Here is a 24,851-nt window from a genome sequence, read left to right as displayed (position 1 = left end):
GCGTTCACAGTGAAGCTTCCGGCTCGCTGATGGGCAACTTCACCACAAAAGCAGCACCATCCTGACGGGGCAACGAATAGACTTGCCCCATCAGACACTGAGTGACCCACTGATGCACCAGATGTAACCCCAGACCAGTATGCTGCTTCGCACGGCTGCTGGTGACAAACGGGTCAAAAATAGTGTCCATCAATTCGGGGGCGATGCCTTTGCCATTGTCAGACACCACCAGCTCAATATGCTCCGCATCGGGCCTGCGGCTGCTCACAACAACACGGCCATCCGCGGTATGCTCATCAAACCCATGTTCCACCGCGTTCAGCACTAGATTTTGCAGCACTTGCGATAATATGCCCGGTTGTGTCCAGATTTTTAACTGGGGCTCTACCTGATTAAGTAAACGAATGCCGCGTTTCTTAATGAGCGGCGTTAATCCATTAATCAAATCTGTCACAATTTCTGCTGGGCAACATTCCAAGACCTCATCGCCTGTGCGTGCCAGCGTCAAGCGCCGGAAACTTTTAATGATGACATTGGCCTGTTCAAGATTTTTCTCTGCCAACTGTAATCCCGCCTGAGTATGTTGCAGAAATTGCACCAAGGCCGATTTGGTCAGTCCTCGTTCAAGGGCAGATTGTAGCTGCTGTAATTGCTCTTCGACGCCGGTAACCGCCAACAAGGCACCGCCGATGGGAGTATTCATTTCGTGCGAGACCCCGGCCACCATCATCCCTAACGATGACAACCGCTTAGACTCAGCTAAATCGTCTTTTAGCATCTGCTGCTGCTTTAGGGTGCTATCCAGTAAGCGATTTACCCGCTTAAGTTCCGCCATTTCCTGCTGCAATCGCGCCGCTATGGCATGCACGGAAGCGCGAGATTGATAATCACGTAATACAAACCCTGTTCCTAGAAATACAATCACTATCGCTACGGCAGTGGCCGGGATCATGGCGTCACGGCGCATCATCGACACTATGCTATCTGGTGTAACTGCCAGCATGATAAATTCCCTGTCAGGCACCATATAGCCCGATTTACTTATCTGAATCTGTTGAAAACTAATCAGTTGCCCCTGATATTTCTGACCAATCAGGTTGTGCTGTTGACTGATTGAAGACCACAATGCTGACGCCTGTTTTATCAGATTCATTTGGGGTTTCTGCAAATCCCGTCCCCAACACATTGCTGGGTCAGGGTGAACTATCCAGAACCCCTCTTTGTCAATCAGTTGCAACTGCGCGTTTTCCTTGCTGAGCTTGTTCATTTGCTGTAGCGCTGGACCCAAGTTGTAATTAATAATCAGCAAACCTTTGCGCAACCCATCCTGGTCACCGGTACGAAGGGAGATACGGATGGTAGGTTCATAGGGCACCACGATACGATGATGTTCAATATTGAGATCTAACGGTGAAATATAGAGTTGCGGCGGGGTTACTTGGATACCATCAATGAAATAATAGCGATCACCTTTGAACTGCAGTGTTTCCGAAGGAACGATAAACGGCCTACCGGCCTGCACGTTGACCCTAACTTTTTCAGTACCGCTTTCGTCAAGCCAGCGCAGTTGCAGGATGTTGTTAATCACTTTGCCATAGCGTACAAATACATCAGCAACCATGGCGCTATTAAGGGTTTTATCCTGACGCAGACCTTCAATAAATTGCGCGTTGGACTCAATCAACCGCATAACATCTTCAAGCTCAGCCAGTTCTTGATACAACAGCAGGCTGGCATGATTCAGAAGCTCGCTGTGTTCAGAAACCAACGCCCGGTTTTTTCCTAAAGCTTGCAGATTGTAGGCAATAACACCAGAGAGAAACGCTAGGATCAGCACCATCACGAAGAAAAATACGCTCTTTAAACGCAACTTCATCAGGGTGGCAGCACTGTTCATATCTCTCGCTCGTCCGTTCCTGTTGTCCTACTTTTAAGATATGCCAATAAATCTTTTAATTCCATTGGCTTAGCAAACCAGAAGCCTTGGCCGAATTCACACCCTAATGCCGATAATTTCTGGACTTGCGCTGGTTTTTCAATCCCTTCCGCGATCACTGAATAATTAAAACGTTGGCCAAGTTTAATCACCATGTCAACAATCGCTTCACCCGATTTGTCCCGTTCCATGGCATCAACGAATGTCTTATCAATTTTCAGTTCGGTGGCTGATAGCTCGGTAATATGTTGCAACGACGAGTAACCCGTACCGAAATCGTCAATGCTCACGCCGATTCCTTTATTGATAAGATTCTGTAACAAGGGTCTGACATGTTGGTAGTCCTGCATTGTTTGGGATTCAGTAATTTCGATCTCCAACCACTGCGAAATCTGCGGGTTTTCTTGACAGATCTGATCCAATGACGCCATAAAAAACAGGTCATCCAGGTCACTACTGGTTACATTAAAGGAAACCGGTAACGGAAACCCGGCATCAAGCAACTGTTTAATGGCGGTGACGGTCAGTTGCATCACATATAAGTCCAGCTTGTTTATCAGCCCAGACATCTCCGCTACTGGTACAAACTTGCTAGGAGGAACGTAACTGCCATCAGGCTCACGCCAACGAGCTAACGCCTCAACGCCAACGATACTGCCATCATCCAGCCTCACTTTAGGTTGGAACATCAGTAACACATGACCTTGATCAATAGCGTTATTTAATCCCTGCATCAATTGGTGACGTTCGAGAATACTACTGCGAAACTGCGGGTTGTAACGAATGAGCGGCAAATGCTCCCGCTGCGATTGTAATAAGGTGGAGTCCATCATATGTAGCAGTTCGCGGCCACTGATAGTCGTCAGTTCACACAAGTTCATCAGCGCTACACTGACCTCGACATGTAGCTGCACATTGTCGGTCATCACCTTAAAGTGATTCAGTGCCGCTAATACCTGGGAAGTGGGCAGATCTTCGACGTTCAACAACACGATAAAACAGCTGTCAGTGGTTCTGGCAATCACTCGCTGGGCTTTAAATCGCTGTTGTAACTTGTGATAGAACTGCCGCAAAAATCCACTCAGAAATTCACTATCCACGCTGAGTACCAATTCCGCAAAATCTTTAATATTCAGTGCAACCAAGGCACTCTGACAACGTTCACTTACTGGTAGATTATCCAGAAATCGCGCCAGCCAAGCACGATTGGCAATATTTAGTTGAGGGTCAAAATAAGCCAGCTCAGACAAACGGTTACACAACACGATATTGTTAAAGCCGTTGTTAACGTTCTCGCTGAACACCTGTAAAAGATTAATATGATACTGTGTCAATGGTTTCTCAGACTCAACCACCATGACATATCGATGCTCGCCCTCGCTTGAAGTCTCGAAGTAAAGAGCACTGAAACGGCCAGAAAAATGGTGAGTTTTATTAGCAACAGCTTGGGAAATCAGTGGTATCAACACCGCTTGCAGGTGCTCCGGGAGCTGTTTCAACAATGGCGTAGTATCTGTTTGGGCTAAGGTAAAAATTCCGGCGCTACTGACGATGCGATATTCAGCAGCACTTTCTTCATCACCACTACGAACACAGATAATACCACCTCTGGAAACACCTATGAGTTGCCCTATTTCGCTTAACATGGTTTGGCAGAATTCATCAATATTGGTAATCCGCGACAATTGTCTGGACGCATCCACCAGCACACTTAACCCACGGCGGGCCTTGTCCAACTCGTTGTAAGCATTCCAAGTGCGAATATTGGACGCGACAACCGTGCGCAATCTCTCTGATGACAGATCAGCTTTGTTCCAGTACTCGTCAATATCATAGCGTTTCATCACATCTTTAAACGGTGCCATTCCCGGCTGACCAGTCAGTAATACGATACGCAATGCGCTGTTTCCCAATACCTGCCGAATAGTATCAACAAGACGCAGACCAGCATCATCGTCTTCCATAACAACATCGAGTAATACCACGCTCAGGTCATCGTGGTTTGCCAGTAATTCTGCGGCAGCCGCTGCCGTGGGAGCCGTAAGCATTTCTATCGGACGACTTTTGACGGCATAGCCATGCAGGGCATGAGCCAGACTGGCCTGATAATTGGCGTCATCTTCAACGCTCAATACCTTCCATGACTGAGACTCCATCGCTAAGTCAAGAGGGGACTCGTCGGGTGCAAACAGGAACAGCTCTTCTTCCATGATTATTTTCCAGATCATCCAGCGGGTTTACACCTTTTGCTCAATGGCAATGCAAACCCTGAGTTACATCAGAGGGTTTGCATTAAACATAGTCAAAATATGGCGTTCAGCCAGTGAAAATGTGTATGTAATGACGCATCGCTGCCAGAAACAACTAACCGCGTATGGTTTATGCGCTGTAACGGCAGCACATCAGCCCGATATTGTTCTTTTTATAAGCTACGCTTAAGCGATTGTTAAGTTATCGCAACAATAATTGTCAGCGTCAGATGAACGTCCATTTCGGAAAAATATGTCACAACACCTCTTGTCCTTTAATAGTTGGTTACACCGGCACCTGCTATTGCCGTTGATTACTGGGCTACTATTGCTGATAGTGCTACATCTGACACAAGTCGATCTGATCCTGGCACAGTGGTTATTTCATCAGGAAGGTAACGCGCCAGGTTGGTCACTACGCCATAATTATTTCTTGGAACATATTCTGCACAATGGTGGGCGGCACTTAGTGACACTGCTGTCACTGACATTGCTAGTGACATTAACCCTCAGCTTTTTCAAGCCATCATTAAAGCCCTGGCGTAAAGATCTGCTGTTGTTGCTGGCAAATGTGGCGATATCTATCTTGCTAGTACGTTTTGGCAAAGAGTACACCAATGTAAGCTGTCCTTGGGACGTTATACAATTTGGCGGCAGCAAGCCTTGGATCCCCTTTCCCAACAGTCTGTTTTCTTCAATGGATCTTGGTCAATGTTTTCCTGGTGGCCACAGCAGTGGCGCGTTTGCCTGGGTAGCACTGTATTACTTTGCACTGCCGCATATGCCCACCAGGCGCTTTAAGTTTCTTAGTTTTGCCATCATTTTAGGTTCCGCGTTTGCGGTATGTCAGGAACTGCGCGGTGCCCACTTCCTGACGCACGATCTTACCAGTCTGTTACTCTGTTGGGTGGTAGCGACATTAGGTTATGGCATTGTTTATCGCCCTTGGTGTCAACGCCAGAGCGCGACGATTGATTTGCCAAACGCGGCGTCTATGCGCGTTTAACCAGCCCGGAAATCAACGCCCGCAACGCCGCCGGTTTAATCATCTTTGACATATAGTGATATCCACGGCGTTCCACATCCTCAATCAACGCCTTATTGGTATTGGCAGTGATCAGGATCCCCGGTAATTTATCACCATAAAGCGCGCGGATTTCATCCATTGCATCAACACCATTACGATCATTATCCAGATGATAATCTGCCAGCACGATATCCGGCGCCACGCCTTTTAGACCCAGTTTGATACGAGCATCGTTAATATCGCTGGCACATACCACCTCACATTGCCAACGAGTTAACAAACTCTCCAATCCCGCCAGAATGCTCTCTTCATTGTCGATACACAGCACCTTTACTCCGGTTAAGGTTCTAAAGGTACTGGAGATACTGCGGGGTTTGGGCACTGCGCGACTGTTTCCTAACGGCACAATGATGGAAAATACCGAGCCTTTACCTTGAATAGACGATACTTTGATTTCGTGCTCTAACACCTTACTCATACGATCAGCGATCGCTAACCCCAGTCCCAGACCATTAACACTTTTACTCTGCGGATTATTCAGCCGTTTAAATTCGTGAAATATTTCCCGCAGTTGACTGCTCTCAATGCCACAGCCGGTATCCAGCACTTGGATCTCTAAGTGATGTGGCCGATGACGACACCCCAGCAGCACTTTTCCTCCTTTGGCATAGCGAAAAGCATTGGTCAGAAAGTTCTGAATAATACGTCTTAATAGTGCCGGATCGGAATTCACCGTCATGTTGCAGGCAACCGCCGCAAAGCGGATCTGACTGTCTTTGGACATCGCTTCAAACTCAACCGCTAATCCGTTAAGAATTTCTGAAATAGCGAAATCCCTGCGATTCACATCGACTTTGCCGGAATCCAGCCTTGAGATATCCAAAAGGTCAGTCAGCAACTCGCCAGCAATCTTCAATGAGCTGTTAATATGCTCTAGCGTCAAGCTCACATCCTGCTCCAGTTGTGGATGCTGGCTCAAGGAGGCGGTAAACAGCCTAGCAGCATTTAACGGCTGCATCAGGTCATGCCCCACTGCTGCCAAAAAGCGACTCTTGGAGGCGTTTGCCATCTCTTCATGGGCTTTGGCTTCTAACAACTGGCTATTGAGCAACGCCAGTTCATAGGTGCGCTCTCTGACTCGCGCTTCCAGATTTTCATTGGCTTCCTGCAGTGCCCGCTGTTGCTGGCGATATTGAGTGATATCGGTAAAGGTCATCACAAAACCGCCGTCTGGCATCGGGTTGCCCTGGATCTTGATCACCTTGCCGTCTTTGCGTTGTCGCTCCGAAGAGTGAGCGGTTCCGTTGCGCATATGCTGCATACGCCGATTGACATGGTCATCAATATTACCGGGGCCACAATACCCACGAGCAGCATTAAAGCGGATCACTTTTGCAATAGACATTCCTGGCTGCAAAAAGTCCGGCGGATAACGGTACAGTTCTTCATAGCGGTGATTCCAGGCAACGAGGTTGAGGTCTTTGTCCACTACACTCATACCTTCGTTGGCGTGCTCGATGGCGGCTCGCAACATATCTTGACTCAGCAGCACCTGTGAGGAGGCGTCATCCACCAGACTGAATACTTCGTCAAGGGCCAGATCTCGCCCCTCCAGCACCGAATCCATCACCACCGCGGCACTGGACGCACCGAGCACACCGGCAAGTAGATGTTCCGTATGGTTAATCAGAGCCGTAGATGCCGATTTATTCCAGCTGTCGGAACGTACGGCGTCGGGCGAGAAGCGCGAGAAACTTTCATACGCCCGCGTTGGGCTGACAAAACGGCTAGCGAGGATCAGCAAATCTTGCTGGCTGATCTGCACCGCCCGCCGATTACCGCTACTACGCATCAAACCAGGAGTGACAAACATACTGGCCTGGATGCGTTCCACCACCCCGGCGCGGAACCACATGGAGCCCAGAATATAACCCGCCAAGTTGGCCGAAAGTGCCGTCAGAATATCCACCACATCCGGCGATACATCGGTAAACGCATGCATGCCGGTGGTAAACAGATCGCCAGTAATGGCCGCATCACGGAATAACAATACCGCCCAAACCGCAAATCCTATTGCTAACCCCAACATCACCCCGGCGCGATTACCGCGTTTCCAGTAAAGTCCACCCACCAACGCAGGCGCTAATTGGGCAAAGGCCCCAAAAGCCAGCATTCCCATATGTGACAAGGATTCATTATCTGAAAAGCTGAGATAGGCGGTGTAACCAAAAGCCACAATCATTACGATTGCGATGCGCCGGACATACAATAGTTGCGTAGAAAACTGACTAAAATTACTTCGCTTAATCTGGCCGGTACGCAATAGTACTGGCACCAGCCATTCGTTGGAAATCATCACACTTATCGTTACGACCGCCACAATCACCATGCCGGTGGCGGCAGACATGGTTCCCAACATGGCGATAACCGCTAACCAGTCGCTTCCCATAGATAAAGGCAGATTAATCACATAAGTATCGGGAGCAACAGAATCTCCGAGCAGTAATTTTCCGGCCAAAGCCATTGGTCCAACAAACAGGCCAAACAGCAACAGATAAAGTGGAAATAACCAACGGGCACGGCGCAGGCTTTTATCACCATGCGCTTCGACAACCATGACGTGAAACTGCCGTGGCATGCACAAAAATGCCGCCATACCGACCAGCAACTCCGGCACGATGTACTCAAGACGCATGTTGGGTTCGTGGATCACACCTGCAAGGTTGGCCTGATGCCATAAAGGACCAAATCCCCCAAAAATCCCAAAGACCACCACGACACCAATAATCAGAAATGCCGAGAGCTTTACCAAGGACTCGAATGCAATCGCCAGCATCATGCCGGGATTATGCTCAGTTGCATCCAACTTGCGGGTACCAAATAAAATGGCAAACAATGCTAGCCACGCACTAATTAATAACGCCAACCAGCTACCATCAAAAGCCGCCTGTTTGGGTTGGAATAAATTAAGCCCGTACACCATAGCCTTAAGCTGCAGCGCGATATAAGGCATGATGCCAAACAGTGCGATTAACGTGACCAGCACCGCCAGCGGTTGCGACTTACCATAGCGTGCGGCAATAAAGTCAGCGACAGAGGTGATATTCTGCTCTTTGGAAACCATCACCATTTTGCGCAGCAGCCCAAACCCCAGCACAAACACCAAGACGGGACCGAGAAAGATGGGTAAAAATGACCAGAAATCTTTAGCCGACTGCCCGACTGTTCCCAGAAAACTCCAAGAAGAGCAATATACCGCTAGGCTCAGGGCATAGATCCAGTTTTGTAACTTCTTGGTGAGATTACCAAACCAACGTTCAGCACCCCATGCCAGCACGCACAGCAAACACACATAACAGATGGCGATCACCGCCACTAACACTGTCAGATTCATCGTGACTCTCTTGCAGTCGGACAACAGACCTCAATGTCTGCAACCAGCATAAGCCTACCCCAGTCACTCCAAAACACCAAGATTGCAACAACTGCTTGTTTATTTTTGTATTTAACCGGCCATCATAGGTCGATCATCAGATGATTTAAAAACATTCAAAGTGGTATTGCCTACGTTTTAATTGCAAGTATAACTACATGATTAATAATAATTAATTCTATCTAGACCAATGTCTAATAGAGGCCAAACAAGGTTGCATCCCATACTTTGCGTCAAGTCACAAAAATAACGGGAAGTATCCATGAGCAATCAACAAGCAATTTATAAAGTGCCCGCAGCTATTGCTTCCAGTGCGCTGGTCAACGACGAGAAATATCGCAAGATGTATCAAGAATCTGTCGTTAATCCTGAAGGATTCTGGCGCGAACACGGTAAACGCATCGACTGGATCAAACCCTACAGCAAAATTAAACAAACCTCTTTTGATGATCATAACCTATCCATTAACTGGTTTTATGACGGCACATTGAATGCCTGCGTTAACTGTGTCGATCGCCATTTAGCGCAAAATGCTGATCGTACCGCCATTATCTGGGAAGGTGACGACGCCAAAGAACAAAGAACACTCAGCTACGGTCAACTACATGTTGAAGTGTGTAAATTTGCCAATGCTCTGCGCAGCCAAGGGGTGCGTCGTGGCGATGTCGTCACCATGTATATGCCTATGGTGCCAGAAGCAGCCATTGCCATGTTAGCCTGTGCCCGAATTGGCGCGGTGCACTCCGTGGTGTTTGGCGGTTTCTCTCCAGACTCTATCGCATCACGCATCAAAGATGGCCGTTCCAAAGTCGTACTGACTGCCGATGAAGGAGTGCGTGCCGGACGCACCATTCCATTGAAACGTAACATTGATGAAGCTCTGTCTAAGCCAGATGTTACCACCGTCGAAAAAGTGATTGTGCTGAAACGCACTGGCGGCAAAATTGACTGGCAGGACGGCCGCGATGTCTGGTGGCATTCACTCACTGAAACCGCCTCAGAATTCTGTGAAGCCGAAGAGATGGGCGCAGAGGACCCATTATTCTTGCTTTACACCTCCGGTTCCACCGGCAATCCCAAAGGGGTGCTGCATACCACAGGTGGTTATCTGGTGTATGCGTCGATGACCCACGAATATGTGTTTGACTATAAACCCGGGGAAATTTATTGGTGTACCGCCGATGTGGGCTGGATCACCGGCCACAGTTATATGGTGTATGGGCCGCTGGCTAACTGTGCCACGGTTCTGATCCATGAAGGCGTCCCCAACTGGCCGTCGCCAGCCCGCCTCGGTGAGATTGTTGACCGTCATCAGGTCAACATTCTCTATACTGCCCCGACACTGATCCGCGCCTTGATGGCGGAAGGTAAAGAACAGTTTGATAATTTCAAGGGCGATTCATTACGCATCATGGGTTCTGTCGGCGAACCCATCAATCCAGAAGCTTGGCGCTGGTATCATGAGGTCATTGGTCATGAACATTGCCCAATTGTAGACACTTGGTGGCAGACAGAAACCGGCGGCATTCTGATCACCCCCTTACCCGGCGCGACTGATACCAAACCTGGCTCCGCCACGCGACCATTTTTTGGGGTGCAACCCGCCTTGGTTGACAATAATGGCACCATCTTAGAAGGTGCGACTGAAGGTAACTTAGTGATATTGGATTCTTGGCCGGGACAGATGCGTACTGTGTATGGCGACCATGAACGATTTGTGCTGACCTATTTTAAAACCTTCCGCGGTATGTACTTTACTGGCGATGGTGCCCGTCGTGATGAAGATGGTTACTACTGGATCACCGGCCGTGTAGACGATGTGATTAACGTATCTGGCCACCGCTTGGGCACCGCCGAAATTGAAAGCGCCCTAGTAGCACACGATTTAGTTGCTGAGGCGGCCGTGGTGGGCTATCCCCATGATATCAAAGGCCAAGGTATTTACGCTTATGTCACCCTGACCAAGGATACTGAGCCATCGGAAGCGCTGCGCCAAGAGTTGCGGCAGTGGGTTCGCAAGGAGATTGGGGCCTTGGCGACACCCGATCTAATCCAGTGGGCCAGCGGTTTGCCCAAGACTCGCTCAGGTAAGATCATGCGGCGATTCCTGCGCAAGATTGCCGCTAATGAAATCACGAACCTGGGTGATTCTTCAACACTGGCGGACCCAGCAGTTATTGATACTTTGATTGAAACGCGGCTCAACCGCCCAGAATAATTCACCTCCTGTCATTGCCCCTCATAATTGAGGGGCTCTTTTTGCAAGCAAGTGAATTTGTTCAAATAATGACAAGTCCTACATCTCAGCGCTATGATGTAAAAGCCGGTTGTTGCTGCCGCTAAAACGGACTTTCCCATGACTCAGCTGCGCTTACCTCACGTTTCTCCGCTTTCCAGACCCTCCTGGCGTAATAGCTTGTCGGCAAAATTTATTTGGGTGCAGTTATTTGTTGCTTTCATCATTATCGCCAGCACCATCGGGGTCTTGTGGATTATCCAGCGAGATCAGCTATTACGGCAACAGCAGGAACTTAACTATACTTACGGACAAGTAGTGATTTCCCGACTTAAGGAGATCACCGGACAATACGAGTCATTGGTGATAGCCATGGCAAGTGTTGCAGGCTTATATCAGCAACAACCACAAAAGTTGCAGCAGTTAATTCCGACAATGCTGGACAGCAAGCGACAAGACGATCTTATCAGTGGTGGTGGTATCTGGCCCGAGCCAGGAGAACACCCCGCGGCGCCGATGCCCAGTTTGTTCTGGTACCGCGATGCGACTAATACCTTGGTGCAACTCTCCGATTACAATCGTAATGCGGCAATGCCATATCATACCGAGGAATGGTACCGCCCCACCCGTCTATACCCGGCAGACGTAGCATTCTGGTCACCGGCCTACCGCGACCCTACCACTGGCATCACCATGGTTACAGCATCGGTGCCCGTGCGGGTCGAACATAAATTCGTTGGTGCGGCCACCCTCGATATTGGTGTCAATGGCATCAATGGGCTGTTTCACGATTTATCTCGGGATCTCAGCGGTTATATCATTGCGCTAGACTATCGTAACCGCTTATTGTCATTGCCTCAGGGACTACAACAGCATCTTCCCACCAACCCTAGCCAGGTGGAAGATATCCAATGGCTCAGCGGTAAAATGCCAGTATTTTCAGCATTACGCCCAGCACTGCAGAATGTTGATGATGCCATCATCCGTCAGGCGCAACGACAGCCGCAGTTTACAGATGCGCAACTACAGACACTGCCTTCGCTGGTCAACAACCACAATGATTTGTTAAAAGCGATTGTAGAAAATACACCGCAAAATTGGCCGCCAACAGCAGAATTGATCGATACCATAGAGTTGCCGCAGGATCCGTTATTAGCAGAGGATGCTATGGTCTCTGTCTTTCTGATGCCGGGCACTTTCTGGAAAATACTGGTGGTAACGCCTTTGTCTCAACTGCACCACAACGCCTACATGCTTGCTGGCAAAGTAGGCTTTTTTCTGGTGATTATCCAGTTATTGGCAATGTTGCTGCTGTATCTGTTACAACGGCGCATATTTATCAGCCCGATCACCCAGATAGCGGCGACATTACAAAATCAGGATCTGGCGGCACTGGAGATATTGCAGCGGGAACGACAGGATGAATTTGCGGGTCTTGCTAATAGTTTTCTCAATAGGGTTCAACAGCTGGAAGCGGAGATGGCGAGCCTCTATGCCACCAATCTAGCGCAGGAGCAGCAGTTGCAAGTGCAAGAGTCATTTCAGCAGGAGCTGCGTAACCGTACAGAGCAGCTAAACTCGTTGCTTAAATTTTCCCAGCACATCATTCATATTAAAGATCTCAATGGTTGCTACACCCTGGTGAATGATAAATACTGCGAGCTGCTTGGACGTGAACGCGAACAACTGCTCGGCCATAGCGATCAACAGCTATTTCCCAACATTGAGCAGCCTCTGACAGCTCAGCATGAACAGCGGGTTTTACAAACGCGGGCCCCTTTTAGTGCAGAAGAACCTCTGCATATTCATCAAGGTGGCGTGCGGCCGTTTTTCGTCACTCGTTTTGCCATACGTGACGAGTTAGGCGAACTCAATGGTGTAGGTGCTATAGGTTTTGATCTCAGTGGCGTAAAACGTAACGAGGTAACACTTCAAGCTGAAATCAAGCAACAACAACAGCAATTGCAACAGCTACAGCAACTGGTGCAACAGCAGAAACAGCAGAAGCTATTGGTCATTCAGCAACAACAACGGGAAAGTCGCTATCAACAGCAGCTATTAGAGAAAATCAACCAGTTGCAACAGCAAGAACAGCCTCTCCCCAGATTATTGAGCATGTTGGTTGGCAGATTAAGCCAGCAGTTGGATCAATTATCCGCCGCCATCTACCAACAACCTGCCACAGTAATTGACCATCAGATCCTCCAACAGGCTGAAGGTATGCGTCACTTGCAGGCGTTGGTGAACTATCAGCACAATGAGATCCAGCCGTTGGAACTGTCGCAATTTTTCAATCATTTACTGATATTTATGGCGCCAGAACTGGCAGCAAAGCAGGTACAAGTGAACTTCAATAACGGTCAGCGCCTGATAGCTGTGGGGAAAAGCTGGCAGCATCTGTTGTTGTTCTACCGCCTGTTGCAAAACACTATCAACGATGCTTATCTAATTGATCAACCAGAGAAATTACTAACAATTAGTATCAACAATTCGGATCAGAATGTCTCTGTGGAGCTAGTAGATAATGGTAGAGGGATGGATATGACGCAGCAAGAACGACTCAAACAGCAGTGGCATCAACAAACCACCGATAGCACCTTAACAGCGGTACATTATTACCTAAAAACCCAGTTACACGGAAACATGACGCTAGTTTCAGCGCCGGGGAAAGGCTGCAAAATTACCCTATCAATCCCAGCGCTGGTATAAACTTGGCTACTGTCGCAACGCCTTTTCAATTTCTTGATCAAACAGATTTTTTACCAAACCAGTAAATTCAGTAATGAAGTAACTCTGCTCGCGGTTCACCGGTTGCCGACCACATCCGGCGAGAATTTCCTCCAAGTCGTACATGATGGCATCCACTTCGCGAATAATGGTATTTCGCTGAGCGAAAGAGAGTTCCGGGTTCTGCCCACAAACGACAATAATCTGCGCCGCCAGCAGATCTTCAAACACTTCCATCACGGTACTACCATCGACACCGGTACCCGCATTTTCGAACAATCCGAGATGCTCAGTCAGATACTGGATGAGATGGGCATAGCCTTCTTTGTCGGTTACCATTGCACTTCCCGCTGCTAACAAAACACGGTTGTTGGTTTGATGCTTTAGATTAACCGCAGTGAAATAATTAAGAAACTATCAGCTAATCGAATTTTGCACCCGCTACTATTTCAGAGAGATTATAACCACTTTTTGCAACAGTTTTACTGACAGTTTTGCTTAAGGTGCTAAACGATCGATCTGCCAGCCATCACCACTGCGACTATATAAAAATCTGTCATGTAACCGATGCTCGCCCCCCTGCCAAAACTCGATACTATCCGGTACCACTCGGTACCCGCCCCAAAATTTTGGTAGTGGTACTTCTCCTCGAGAAAATTTTGCTTTCATTTCCGCAAATTTCGACTCGAGTGCTTGTCTGGCAGAGATTTTACTGGATTGTTGTGACACCCAGGCGGCTATCTGACTGTCTTTCGGACGCGTCAGAAAGTACTTCAATACTTCAGCTGTAGATAAGGCTTCAGCTTTCCCTGTCACCGCTACTTGCCGCTCCAACGGATGCCAAGGGAACAACAAACTGATATGGGCATTTCCTGCTAGTTGTGTGGCTTTACGACTTTCAAGATTGGTGAAAAAAACAAAGCCATGCTCATCAAAACGTTTCAACAGCACAATCCGTTGAAAAGGTTGACCACTGGCATCCACAGTGGCAACCACCATTGCCGTAGGATCTGTTAGCGGCGCATCTTTAGCCTGCTGCATCCATAATTCAAATTGCGCCATCGGTTCGACCGCCAGATCGGCACGACGCAACCCACCCAGCGTATACTCGCGGCGAATATCACTTAAATCAGACATCGACATACTCCTCAGATAGCTTCCGGTAGCAGTTTCTCATGACAAAGCTGCTGATAATGACTGAAATGTAGCTGGTAACCATGTTCCAAGGCGATATTAGCGCTGCCGAGGCAAATGTGTGCCGGAAACCCGTACGAGGCATGAGGGGCATTAAAGCGGATCACATCCCAACTCCCAGGATCCAGCACCCCGAGCAAGCGGGCAAAAATGTCCAGTGGTTGCACCGCCAGATCCAAGTTGGTTTCAAAACTCACGTAAGAGCTGTTTTCCTGGGGCGTGACATGAATAGTGATATATTCGCGTCCGCGAATACCATTTACAGAATAACCAAAGGGCTCAAACAGAAAATCATCGAAACTGAATCCCGGCAGCATCTCCTCTAACGCCAATGTGGCGCGCACGCCCGCTGTCGTCTGTTTATTGCTGCGCAGATATTCAGCCGCATCACCGCCGATATGGTACATCAATAATTCATTGGTAATATCAGACACCTCTGCCTGATACGGTTTATCTGTATAGAAAATGTAATGGTGGTGCGAATCAAGATGACCTATTCGAAACGCTTTACCACTGATTTTCTTACGCAACAGTTGCAGATCATCGGTAAAACTGCTGGCCTGCAGATGTGACAGGTACTCATTCTTCCGCTGATAGCTGAGGAAAGCTATCGCTGCCTCTCCCAACTGCTCAACAAAATGGGTTGCGGCATGTACCAATGTGGTAGTGCCGCAAGTCAGCATCAAAAAGCGGTTGTCCCAGACAAATAGACTGGACTCACTCAACAGGTAAGCATCGCAAAAATCGTTGCTCACCGATGACAGAATTTCCGCATGAGCCTTGGCAACCATTCCTTCCCAGAAGGGCTTGCCCAGTGCGCGCAGCGAAGGCGTAGCTGGCGTCACTATGACTTCAATTTTTTTTTCAGAACCTTCAAAAAACATCTTTTCTAACCTGATGCAGGCACGCAGGCCTGCTGTCATCCATCCTGCTTATGAGAAATCTTCTAGGTAGGTGTAACCTTTGATCCCCAATTGCAGCTCTTCCAGAATCGAAGCGCGCTCATCTTCGACAATATGAGTGTTGACCAACTCTTCATAAGTGCGCATAAACGATACCGCATCTAAGTTTACATAACGTAAAACGTCCGCCACGGTATCACCGGCCAGCACAGTTTCAATATTGGGTAAACCATTTTCGTCTACACGAACCACTGCGGAGTTGGTATCGCCAAATAGATTGTGCAGATCGCCAAGGATCTCCTGATAAGCCCCCACCAAGAAAAAGCCTATCAAATAAGGGCTTTCTGCACTCCAGGCGGGAACTGGCAAGGTTGTTTCAATCCCTTGCCCATCCACGTATTGGTCAACGGTGCCATCTGAATCGCACGTAATATCCAGCATCACCGCCCTGCGTTCCGGCTGTTTATCCAGACCACTCAAAGGCAGTACTGGGAACACCTGGTCAATCCCCCAGGCATCGGGCAGCGATTGAAACAACGAAAAGTTAACGAAAAATTTGTCGGCTAGCTTTTCATTGAGTTCATCAATAATCGGCCGATGATAGCGATTTTTAGCACTCATCATGCCCTGTAATTCATGGCAGACACGCAGATTGGTCTGTTCCGCCCAGGCGCGCTGTTGCAGTGTCAATTGCCCCAAGGCAAACAACGAATGTGCTTCAGCAAGGTCTGACTGGGTATCGTGGAAAATCTCAATCAGCGCCCTAGAATCGCCACGTTCACTAATCTCACACCAAGACTGCCACATGTTATGCAACAACTGCGGCGCTTCTTCATCTGGTGCGGTTATCACTTCAGGAGAATAGGCTTCAGTACCGATAACATCGGCAATCAATACCGCATGATGTGCTGTCAGATAACGACCGGACTCAGAGATAATCTGCGGCACTGGCTGTTCATATTCCTGACAGACGTCGTTCAAGGCACTGACAATGTTGTTGGCATATTCGGTTAGACCATAGTTCATGGAGTTATTACTCTGGCTGCGGGTGCCATCGTAATCCACCGCTAGACCACCGCCGACGTCAAAGCAGTTGATGCCACAGCCCAGTTGTCGTAATTCGCAGTAGAAACGCGCCGCTTCACCTACGCCATGGCGAATATCACGGATATTGGCTATCTGCGATCCCAAGTGGAAATGCAGCAGTTGCAAGGAGTCAAGCATGTCGTTTTCCTGCAACTCATCGACTACTTTCAACACCTGTGCGGCTGACAAGCCAAACTTAGACTTTTCTCCACCGCTGGCCTGCCACTTGCCTTTGCCCTGCGACGCCAACCGCGCCCGCAGACCAAGTCTGGGCTTCACCCCCAGTTCACGGGATTCACGCAGCACTATTTTCAGCTCGGACATTTTTTCCAGCACGATATACACTTTATGGCCGAGCTTCTCGCCTATCAGTGCTAGACGGATATATTCCTTGTCTTTATAGCCGTTACAGATGATCACTGAACTGGCTTTCTGCGCCATGGCCAGCACCGCCATCAGCTCTGGCTTACTGCCCGCTTCAAGACCAAGTTGCGGTACCGTTTTGCTGATCTGGCTGGCCAGGATCTCTTCTACCACGGCTTGTTGTTGGTTCACCTTGATGGGGTAAACCAATAAATAATCGGCGCCGTATTCATATCTGTCTATGGCATGGTTAAACGCCTGACACAAGCTGTCTACTCGATGGCATAAGATCTGTGGAAAACGCACCAGCACTGGCAAACTCACACCGGCTTTTACCATGTCCTTTGCCAATTCACTTAAACTGATACGGTTGCCACTGGCAGGATCAGGTGAAACGGTAACTTCGCCCTGATCATTCACACCGTAAAAACCCTGGCTCCAGTAAGCAACGTTGTAACCGTTGCGAGCATCATCAATGGACCAATCACTCATTCTATTATCAGCCTGTCAAAATGGGTTATCGGGTAACCGTCATCGCTGACGCCACCGCTTGTTCAACATAAGCAGGCAAGGCAAAACTCGCCTGATGCACTGCTGGTGTGTAGTAACGAGTGCTGATTGCCGCCCGTTGAAAACGCTCCTGCAACACCGCCAAGGGTAATTGGCGGGCGTTCTGATCATCTGTGGCCCAAGCAAACACCATACAGCCACCAACATAGGTGGGCACTGCTGCCTGATAAAACCAACAGTCTTGCACATATGAACTGATGCGCCGCACGGTATTTTGTACTTCATCCAATTGCATAAATGGCACACCATTTTGCGCCACAAAAATACCGTTAGCAGTAAGACAACGCTTACAGTTCTGATAAAACTCAGAGCTGAACAACACTTCACCGGGACCACATGGATCGGTGCAATCCGAAATAATCACATCAAACTGCTGTTGGCATTCACGCACAAACGCTAAGCCATCGGCAATCACTAACCGCACCCTAGGGTCGTCAAATGCCCCAGCAGAATGGTGCGGCAAATATTCCCGACACATCTCCACCACGGCACCGTCTATCTCAACCATGGTGATGTCCGTTAGTTGCCGATGTTTGACAACCTCTCTGAGCATGCCACCATCGCCGCCACCGATGATCAAAACCTTGCGGGCATGACCATGTGCCAGTATAGGGACATGCGTTAACATCTCATGGTAGACGAATTCATCCCGCTCTGTGGTTTGAATCACACCATTAAGCGCCATCACTCGTCCCATCTGACGATTTTCAAAAATGCTCAGATGCCACTGTGGCGTCTTTTGCTCATACAGCATGGCGTCAACTTCAAAATATTGACCGTAGGCGCTATGAAGTGTTTCTAAATATTGTGGTTTCCCTTGCATCTAATCTAATCCAGAACAACGGGTAAAACGGGACAAAGACACTTGCCCGGCCACTTCCCTAGGGGAATGCCGGGTAACTCAGGTCGCGATTAGCGCGACAGATCAATGGGAATTATTGGCCTCTTCGCGGCCAGAATTGATGCGGATAAGCGTGAGGTGTTTCAGTCCCAGATCGTCATAATTGAAACTGATCGGAAACAGGTTCTCTGGCACCTTACGAAAAGATGCGGCAAGTAAATGGTTGTGCATTAGCTAAAGACCCTCTTAACCCCGAGCCAGTATCAAGACCAAGCAACGGTTAATGACTCATAAACCATAAAACCCAACTACCCACGCTATGCATCAGCATGAATGGTTCATACCTGCAAAACGGCGCAATTAAACCCTGCTATGAGTGATAATGCAAGCAGGAATATCAGTTTATTGCATGGTTTTTGACACAGTAACAATTTGCCATAGCGGATTCAACCTTTAACATATTGAATTTCGATTTAAATTCATAGCGTTATACTATTTACTCATGAACGTACATCAAGCTTTTTTACGTGTCATCAGCGGCTTACCAGTTAACGCCGCCCCAGATTAACAATCCATCTAAGCATCTACCGCCAGCTTACGGTATAATCCGCCCGTTTATTGCCAACACGATGACAGAGATAATATGGCCGAACTAGGTAAACGTTGTACGCTGGAAGTAATCAAGCAAGTGGACTTTGGCGTATATTTAAATGCTGGTGAACTCGGACAAGTGCTGCTTCCCAAAAAGTATGTTCCCAAAGAGTGTCAACCGGGTGACCAGGTAGACGTTTTTCTATATCTGGATTCTGACGACACACCGATTGCGACAACGCAAAAGCCATTGGCACAAGTGGGCGAGTTTGCCTACCTCAAAACCGTCGCTACCGGCCGTTACGGAGCCTTCCTTGACTGGGGCTTAGATAAAGATCTGTTATTGCCGTTTGGTGAGCAGCGCAAACCCGCAGAAGAAGGCCACAGTTATTTGGTCTATGTCCATCTGAATCGCGCTGATGAGCGCATCGTCGCTTCCGCTAAAATTGATAAATTTATCGATCAGTCGCCAGCGCGATATAAAGAGGGGCAACAAGTCGAACTAATCATCGCTGGCACCTCAGATTTAGGGTACAAAGCCATCGTCAATAACCGCCATTGGGGCGTTATCTACCAGAATGAAGTTTTCCGAAAATTGCGCTTCGGGCAACGGCTACCAGGCTATATCAAACGAGTTCGCGCCGATAACAAACTGGATCTGACACTGCAAAAAGGTGACCGACAAGAGCTGGACCAACAATCACAGCAGATCCTGCAAAAACTGCAACTGGCGGGAGGCTATCTACCCTTTGGCGATAAAACCGCACCAGAAGTGATTTATGCCGAGCTTGGCATGAGTAAAAAGGCCTTCAAAAAATCTATCGGTGGACTGTTCAAGGCTGGGAAACTGGCCATTGAGGATGATGGTATCCGCCTACTCTGAACGAACAACAAGGACACGCCATGACACTGGACAGTATTGAAACTCGCATTATTGGTTGCCTGCTGGAAAAAGAGGTTACCACTCCAGAACAGTATCCCCTGTCACTCAATGCCCTGACACTAGCCTGCAACCAGAAAACATCCCGCGACCCCGTGATGAATCTCAGTGACAGTGAAGTGCTGGATGGATTGATGCGCCTGCAGCAACAGCGATTAGTCACCGAGGAAAGCGGATTTGGTAGCAGGGTCAGTAAATATCGCCACCGTTTTTGTAATACCGAATTTTCCGATCTGCAGTTCCCTGCGCCACAAGTAGCCATTATCTGTCTGCTACTGCTGCGAGGGCCACAAACAGCAGGAGAGTTAAGAGCTAGGGCACAGCGGCTTTATGAATTTCGCGATATTGACGAAGTGGAACACCATCTGCAGGCATTGCTGGATAAATCGTTACTGCAACAGCTACCACGGGAGGCTGGCAAACGTGAAGTCCGTTTTACCGAACTGTTCAGCAACGTTGCTGAAACCATACCGCAAGCGGTCAGCAGTGCTAGCAGTGGCGAACCGTTAGCAGCACGGGTTCAGCAATTGGAACAGCAGGTGGCAGTGCTCGAACAGCTGGTCGCTGAGCTACAACAAGCCATACGCTGATTTATCACGCCGATCTTTAACACCAAAATTGCAGGGGATCCCATGGGGCTAACTTCTAAAAAAACGCACCCAGGCAGCTGGCATAATATCCGGCAACTGGCGTTGTTTGAGCTGCAACGCTTGTTGTTGCAACGCCGAGGACTACTGGCATTACTGACGTTTGCCTTATTATGGTTATTGTTTTTGGCTTATCCCATCAAAAGTGCCGCTGAACTAATGACAGATCCGAGTATGCGGGATCTAGCCGCCGCCATTGATAATAAAATACTAGCCCAATTGTTCAGTTGGCCTGTTGCTGAGTTGGCAGTGTATTGGGCCATATCCCTTTACCTGTTCCCGATGTTCTGCATCATGTTGGCCGCAGGCCAATTTGCCGCAGACAAGCAACGCGGGACCTTACGTTTTCTGACACTGCATTGCGGTCGTGAGGCATTGTTTTTCGGCCGTTTTCTGGGCATGATGCTGATCCAGCTGTTGTTGCTGATACTGACCGTTGCCGCCACCATAGCGCTGGCAATGATAAGAGAGCCCTCCCTTAGCGGTGTGGCGATTACCGATGCCTTCTGGCTCACCCTTAATCTGTTGATTGTGCTATTGCCCTATACGGCGCTGATGTCAGTGCTGTCACTGGTGGCAACCTCTAACCGACAGGCCACCATTTATGCGGTGTTATTCTTTACCGTGTCGGCCATTTTACTGCCGCTGTTGGATTATGCCCTGCCACTGCTGGGATTCCTGAATTATCTGGTCCCCGGCATGCAAACCGATGGTTTGCTCGCCATCAGTCCCAAAGCGGCGCTCAGCAGCGCCCCGTTGCCAATTATCCAAAGTATTTCCTATCTGGCGCTGGGACTGCAGCTAATAAAACGGGGTGATCTATGAATCTGTTGCGATGCCATGGTTTGAGTAAACGTTACGGCAATAAGCTGGCGCTTGATAATGTCGATCTGACCCTAGAAACTGGCAGCCCAATTGCGCTGGTAGGGCCTAACGGTGCAGGTAAAACAACACTGTTGAGTCTGATGCTGGGTTTTATTAAACCCAGTGCTGGTGATATCAAAGTGTTGGGTAAGCAACCAGGCAGCGCAGCGTTGCTGGGCAAAGTGGCAGCACTCCCCCAAGACGCCGCATTAGATCCAGATTTCAGTCTGCTAACCCAGTTGGCGTTATATGCACGCCTGCATGGTTTTAACGGCAAAGCGGCAGAAAACGAAGCATTGCGGGTACTGGAGTTGGTAGGATTAGTCGATGCTGCGCGTTCATTACCCAAAGCGTTGAGCCATGGCATGGGCAAGCGCGCCGCCATTGCGCAAGCGCTGATCGGCGCTCCCAAACTGGTATTGCTGGATGAACCCACTGCCGGACTGGACCCTGTCAACGCGCGCAACATCCGTGACCTAGTGAGTAACCTGGCCGCTGATATTACTTTTCTCATCAGCTCTCATAACCTTGAAGAACTGGAAAAACTCTGTGGCAAGGTGTTGTATCTGGACCACGGCAAACTCAGCCAAGCTGTTGATTTGACGACCCAAGATAGCCAGACCTATCTCACATTGCAGATGCAACCTTGCGACATGGCAGCACTGCAAACACAATTACAAGTTTTGCCGGGGATTGAAGCGATTCAACCAAGTGGCAAACATACGCTGATACTTAAGTATCAACCGGCACTCGGTGAACAGTTGGACATTCAACTGCTGCAGTTACTGCACCAGCTGCAGCTGCAGTACCGAATGTTAATAAAAGGCAGAACGCTAGAAGATCAGCTGTTTTCCTGAGGTTTTATTGGCTGTCAGGTCGCCGCTCGTCGGCGACTTCAGCCTCTTCGGCCAACAGTGCCATTGGTACACGAGAAGATGACATAGGCGCACAGGCTACCGGAGCCAGTCCAGCTTCATCTAACAGAGAATCCGACCGCTCGCGTCCGGCGGCAGTCACTTGGGTCACCAGTCGATAGGCCGTCACAACCCCCAGGACCGCAAATAGCACAGATCCCAAAGCTTGGCCGACCAACACTCCATAAACCCCGCCCAGTTGTCCACCTAACCAGACAAATGGCATAGTGCCAATGGTAGCTTTACCAATATTAAAAAAGGTGGAGTATTTGGCTTTTCCCAGATTATTAAATGAAGCATTGGCGATAAACAGCGCGCCATTAAACAGGAAAAACACGGCCATAAACTCACAGAAGAAATGGATCAATTCCGCTGCCTGCCCTTGCATGGCAAAAACGGTGACTATCCAGTCTTTAAGTAGTAATAACAACAAAGACATACAGACCACGTAACAAGTGCAAAACTGCAATGCCCGGGTGAGGCTCTCCCGCAAACGCTCATATGCACAAGCACCATAATTTTGGCCAACAATTGGCCCGATGGCACCGCTGAGCGCAAAAATCATCCCAAACGTCACCGGGATCAGTCGGCCAATTACCGCCCAGCCGGCCACATAACTATCGCCGAAATCCGCCACGGCGCGAGTCACAAAGGCATTACCGATGGGAGTTGCCACATTAGTCAGCATTGCTGGCCCCGCAATGGCAAAGATAACCGGTAAATCCTGCCGTAATGCCTGCCACTGAAAACCACCCCATAACTGATGTTTCACAAAGACCCCGCGAGCCGCGATCAACAATGCCGTCAACCGCGCCAATACCGAAGCCATTGCTGCCCCTTCAATACCTAAACCCAACACAAAGATAAATAAGGGATCCAACGCCGCATTGACTGCACCACCCGCAAGTGTCGACCACATCGACAATTTGGCATCACCTACTGCGCGCAAAGCACCGCCCAACGCCATTGCCAGACAGATTATCGGCAACGAAGGGACTAGAATGTGCAGATAACTGGTCGCCAACTCAGCAGTACGACCAGAGGCACCCACCAGTGACAACAACTCTGGAATAAACGCGGTCACCAAAGCCGAAGTCAACACCGCCACAACAAAAGTGACCGTGGCGGCGTTTATCAAAAGTCGCTTCGCCTTTGCTATTTCCCTTGCACCAATTGCACGAGATACCAAGGCGCCAAGGGCAATTGACAATCCAATACCAATAGAGGTGGTGAAAAATGAAATCGTGCCAGCATAACCAACAGCGGCAGCCAACTCCTGTTCCCCCAACATGCTCAGAAAAAACATGTCCAGCAGATCGACTAAGAACAGTGCCGACACACCGATAGCGGCAGTAGAACTCATCACCAGAATATGTTTGAGGATGCTACCTTCAACAAACTTCGCATGACTTGCTGTAGCAGAGATGTTACTCACGAGACTCCTTTTCCGGCGATAGCGCGGCTTCCAGTTCGCTACCACAACGGCTGCAGTATTTGGCCTGATGTTCATGACCGGTTTTGAGGCAGTTGGCACAACGGCGCAAGTCGCGTACGCGCCCCATCTCTTGGCCAATTTCTGCGGTCAGAATACCGGTGGGGATGGCAATAATGGAATAACCCAGCAACATAGTAAAGGCGGCAATGGTCTGCCCCAGCCCGGTTTTTGGGGTAATATCACCATAACCTACAGTAGTAATGGTGACTATGGTCCAGTACACCGATTTAGGGATAGAACTGAACCCGTTCTCCGGCCCTTCTACGACATACATCACCGCCCCTAGCACCATGATGATCAGGCTGACGGAGAAGAAAAAAATGAAAACTTTACGGCTTGACAGCAACATAGCGCGCAACAGCATATTACCTTCGCTAAGGTAACGCAGCAGCTTCAGCACCCGAAAAATGCGGAACAGTCGCAACACCCGAATCACCAAGGTGAGATTGGCACCTGGCACAAACAGCGCCAGATAGCTGGGCAAGACGCTGAGCAAATCCACCAATCCGTAGAAACTACGGGCATACTTCCAGGAATTCGTAGAGCTGTATAAACGTAACCCATATTCCACCGTAAACACTACGGTAAAAAACCATTCGAGACCAAGAATTAAACTGCCAAAACGCTGATTTACCGATTGCACCGTATTCAAAAATACCAACGCCACACTGCAAATGATGCAGACGATTAAGGCGATATCAAATGTTCGCCCTGCAACCGTATCAGTGCCAAAAATAATTGTGCGCAACCGCTGCTGCAGTGGTGAATCATGCTGCTGTTGATGCTTTGTCATGCGTTTTGTTTCCTGGGTTAGCATGCTGAGTTGGCCTGCGGAT

Annotated in this window: 18 protein-coding genes; 7 read left to right on the top strand and 11 right to left on the bottom strand. The window is 48.9% G+C overall.

The features are described 5' to 3' along the window. Positions 1 to 4: 4 nt before the first annotated feature. Positions 5 to 1,897 carry a HAMP domain-containing sensor histidine kinase gene (locus tag J3L11_RS00435; RefSeq protein WP_207569668.1) on the bottom strand — a complete coding sequence of 631 codons (1,893 nt, stop codon included), beginning with the start codon at positions 1,895 to 1,897 and terminating at the stop codon, positions 5 to 7. After that, complete coding sequence (locus J3L11_RS00430; protein WP_207569667.1) at positions 1,894 to 4,146, bottom strand: EAL domain-containing protein; 2,253 nt, start codon at positions 4,144 to 4,146, stop codon at positions 1,894 to 1,896. Before J3L11_RS00430 ends, J3L11_RS00435 begins: the two co-directional genes overlap by 4 nt. 292 nt (positions 4,147 to 4,438) lie before the next feature. On the opposite strand from J3L11_RS00430, the gene J3L11_RS00425 reads away from it, so the two are divergent. Further along, entirely contained in the window at positions 4,439 to 5,191 is a 753-nt protein-coding gene (locus J3L11_RS00425) for a phosphatase PAP2 family protein (RefSeq protein ID WP_207569666.1), read from the top strand. On the opposite strand, the gene J3L11_RS00420 is transcribed toward J3L11_RS00425, so the two are convergent. Then, a complete protein-coding gene (locus J3L11_RS00420; protein ID WP_207569665.1) occupies positions 5,178 to 8,606 on the bottom strand; it encodes a PAS domain-containing hybrid sensor histidine kinase/response regulator in 3,429 nt (1,142 codons plus the stop codon). The two genes, J3L11_RS00425 and J3L11_RS00420, sit on opposite strands and share 14 nt — an antisense overlap. 301 nt (positions 8,607 to 8,907) lie before the next feature. Between J3L11_RS00420 and acs the strand changes: the two genes are divergently transcribed. Beyond that, the gene (gene acs, locus J3L11_RS00415; protein ID WP_133038748.1) at positions 8,908 to 10,863 is read left to right on the top strand and encodes an acetate--CoA ligase; all 1,956 of its coding nucleotides are present in this window, start codon (positions 8,908 to 8,910) and stop codon (positions 10,861 to 10,863) included. A gap of 138 nt (positions 10,864 to 11,001) precedes the next feature. Continuing rightward, positions 11,002 to 13,590, top strand: a complete 2,589-nt coding sequence (locus J3L11_RS00410) for a PAS domain-containing protein (RefSeq protein ID WP_207569664.1) — start codon at positions 11,002 to 11,004, stop codon at positions 13,588 to 13,590. 6 nt (positions 13,591 to 13,596) lie between these two features. Here J3L11_RS00410 and J3L11_RS00405 read toward each other — a convergent pair whose 3' ends face one another. The 6 genes from J3L11_RS00405 to J3L11_RS00380 all read right to left on the bottom strand — a co-directional run bounded on the left by J3L11_RS00405 (position 13,597) and on the right by J3L11_RS00380 (position 18,795). Beyond that, positions 13,597 to 13,947, bottom strand: a complete 351-nt coding sequence (locus tag J3L11_RS00405) for a DUF3802 family protein (protein WP_133038746.1) — start codon at positions 13,945 to 13,947, stop codon at positions 13,597 to 13,599. A gap of 159 nt (positions 13,948 to 14,106) precedes the next feature. Next, on the bottom strand, positions 14,107 to 14,745 hold the full coding sequence (gene pdxH, locus J3L11_RS00400) for a pyridoxamine 5'-phosphate oxidase (RefSeq protein WP_207569663.1): 639 nt from the start codon (positions 14,743 to 14,745) through the stop codon (positions 14,107 to 14,109). A gap of 11 nt (positions 14,746 to 14,756) precedes the next feature. Beyond that, positions 14,757 to 15,686 carry an adenosylmethionine decarboxylase gene (locus J3L11_RS00395; RefSeq protein WP_207569792.1) on the bottom strand — a complete coding sequence of 310 codons (930 nt, stop codon included), beginning with the start codon at positions 15,684 to 15,686 and terminating at the stop codon, positions 14,757 to 14,759. A 48-nt stretch (positions 15,687 to 15,734) separates the two neighbouring features. Beyond that, a complete protein-coding gene (speA, locus tag J3L11_RS00390) occupies positions 15,735 to 17,645 on the bottom strand; it encodes a biosynthetic arginine decarboxylase (RefSeq protein ID WP_133038744.1) in 1,911 nt (636 codons plus the stop codon). A 25-nt stretch (positions 17,646 to 17,670) separates the two neighbouring features. Further along, a complete protein-coding gene (gene speE / locus J3L11_RS00385) occupies positions 17,671 to 18,546 on the bottom strand; it encodes a polyamine aminopropyltransferase (RefSeq protein WP_189615396.1) in 876 nt (291 codons plus the stop codon). A gap of 102 nt (positions 18,547 to 18,648) precedes the next feature. Beyond that, complete coding sequence (locus tag J3L11_RS00380) at positions 18,649 to 18,795, bottom strand: hypothetical protein (protein ID WP_165900099.1); 147 nt, start codon at positions 18,793 to 18,795, stop codon at positions 18,649 to 18,651. A gap of 412 nt (positions 18,796 to 19,207) precedes the next feature. Between J3L11_RS00380 and J3L11_RS00375 the strand changes: the two genes are divergently transcribed. From J3L11_RS00375 to J3L11_RS00360, 4 genes are read left to right on the top strand one after another with little or no spacing between them, the layout of a single operon-like run. Then, complete coding sequence (locus tag J3L11_RS00375; RefSeq protein ID WP_207569662.1) at positions 19,208 to 20,038, top strand: S1-like domain-containing RNA-binding protein; 831 nt, start codon at positions 19,208 to 19,210, stop codon at positions 20,036 to 20,038. Between the two features lie 20 nt (positions 20,039 to 20,058). Next, complete coding sequence (locus J3L11_RS00370) at positions 20,059 to 20,685, top strand: DUF480 domain-containing protein (RefSeq protein WP_207569661.1); 627 nt, start codon at positions 20,059 to 20,061, stop codon at positions 20,683 to 20,685. A gap of 42 nt (positions 20,686 to 20,727) precedes the next feature. After that, a complete protein-coding gene (locus J3L11_RS00365) occupies positions 20,728 to 21,567 on the top strand; it encodes an ABC transporter permease subunit (RefSeq protein WP_207569660.1) in 840 nt (279 codons plus the stop codon). Then, a complete protein-coding gene (locus J3L11_RS00360) occupies positions 21,564 to 22,463 on the top strand; it encodes an ABC transporter ATP-binding protein (protein ID WP_207569659.1) in 900 nt (299 codons plus the stop codon). The genes J3L11_RS00365 and J3L11_RS00360 overlap by 4 nt, the downstream gene beginning before the upstream one ends. A 4-nt stretch (positions 22,464 to 22,467) precedes the next feature. On the opposite strand, the gene J3L11_RS00355 is transcribed toward J3L11_RS00360, so the two are convergent. Next, the gene (locus J3L11_RS00355; protein ID WP_242695022.1) at positions 22,468 to 23,883 is read right to left on the bottom strand and encodes an MATE family efflux transporter; all 1,416 of its coding nucleotides are present in this window, start codon (positions 23,881 to 23,883) and stop codon (positions 22,468 to 22,470) included. Positions 23,884 to 23,947: 64 nt separating this feature from the next. Further along, positions 23,948 to 24,808, bottom strand: a complete 861-nt coding sequence (locus tag J3L11_RS00350) for an ion transporter (protein ID WP_133038737.1) — start codon at positions 24,806 to 24,808, stop codon at positions 23,948 to 23,950. Positions 24,809 to 24,851: the final 43 nt, after the last annotated feature.

The sequence above is a fragment of the Shewanella sp. 4t3-1-2LB genome (genome assembly GCF_017368415.1).
Lineage (GTDB): Bacteria > Pseudomonadota > Gammaproteobacteria > Enterobacterales > Shewanellaceae > Shewanella > Shewanella fodinae.
Note: the sequence above shows the minus strand (reverse complement) of the source record. Positions and strands in the feature narration are given on the sequence as shown.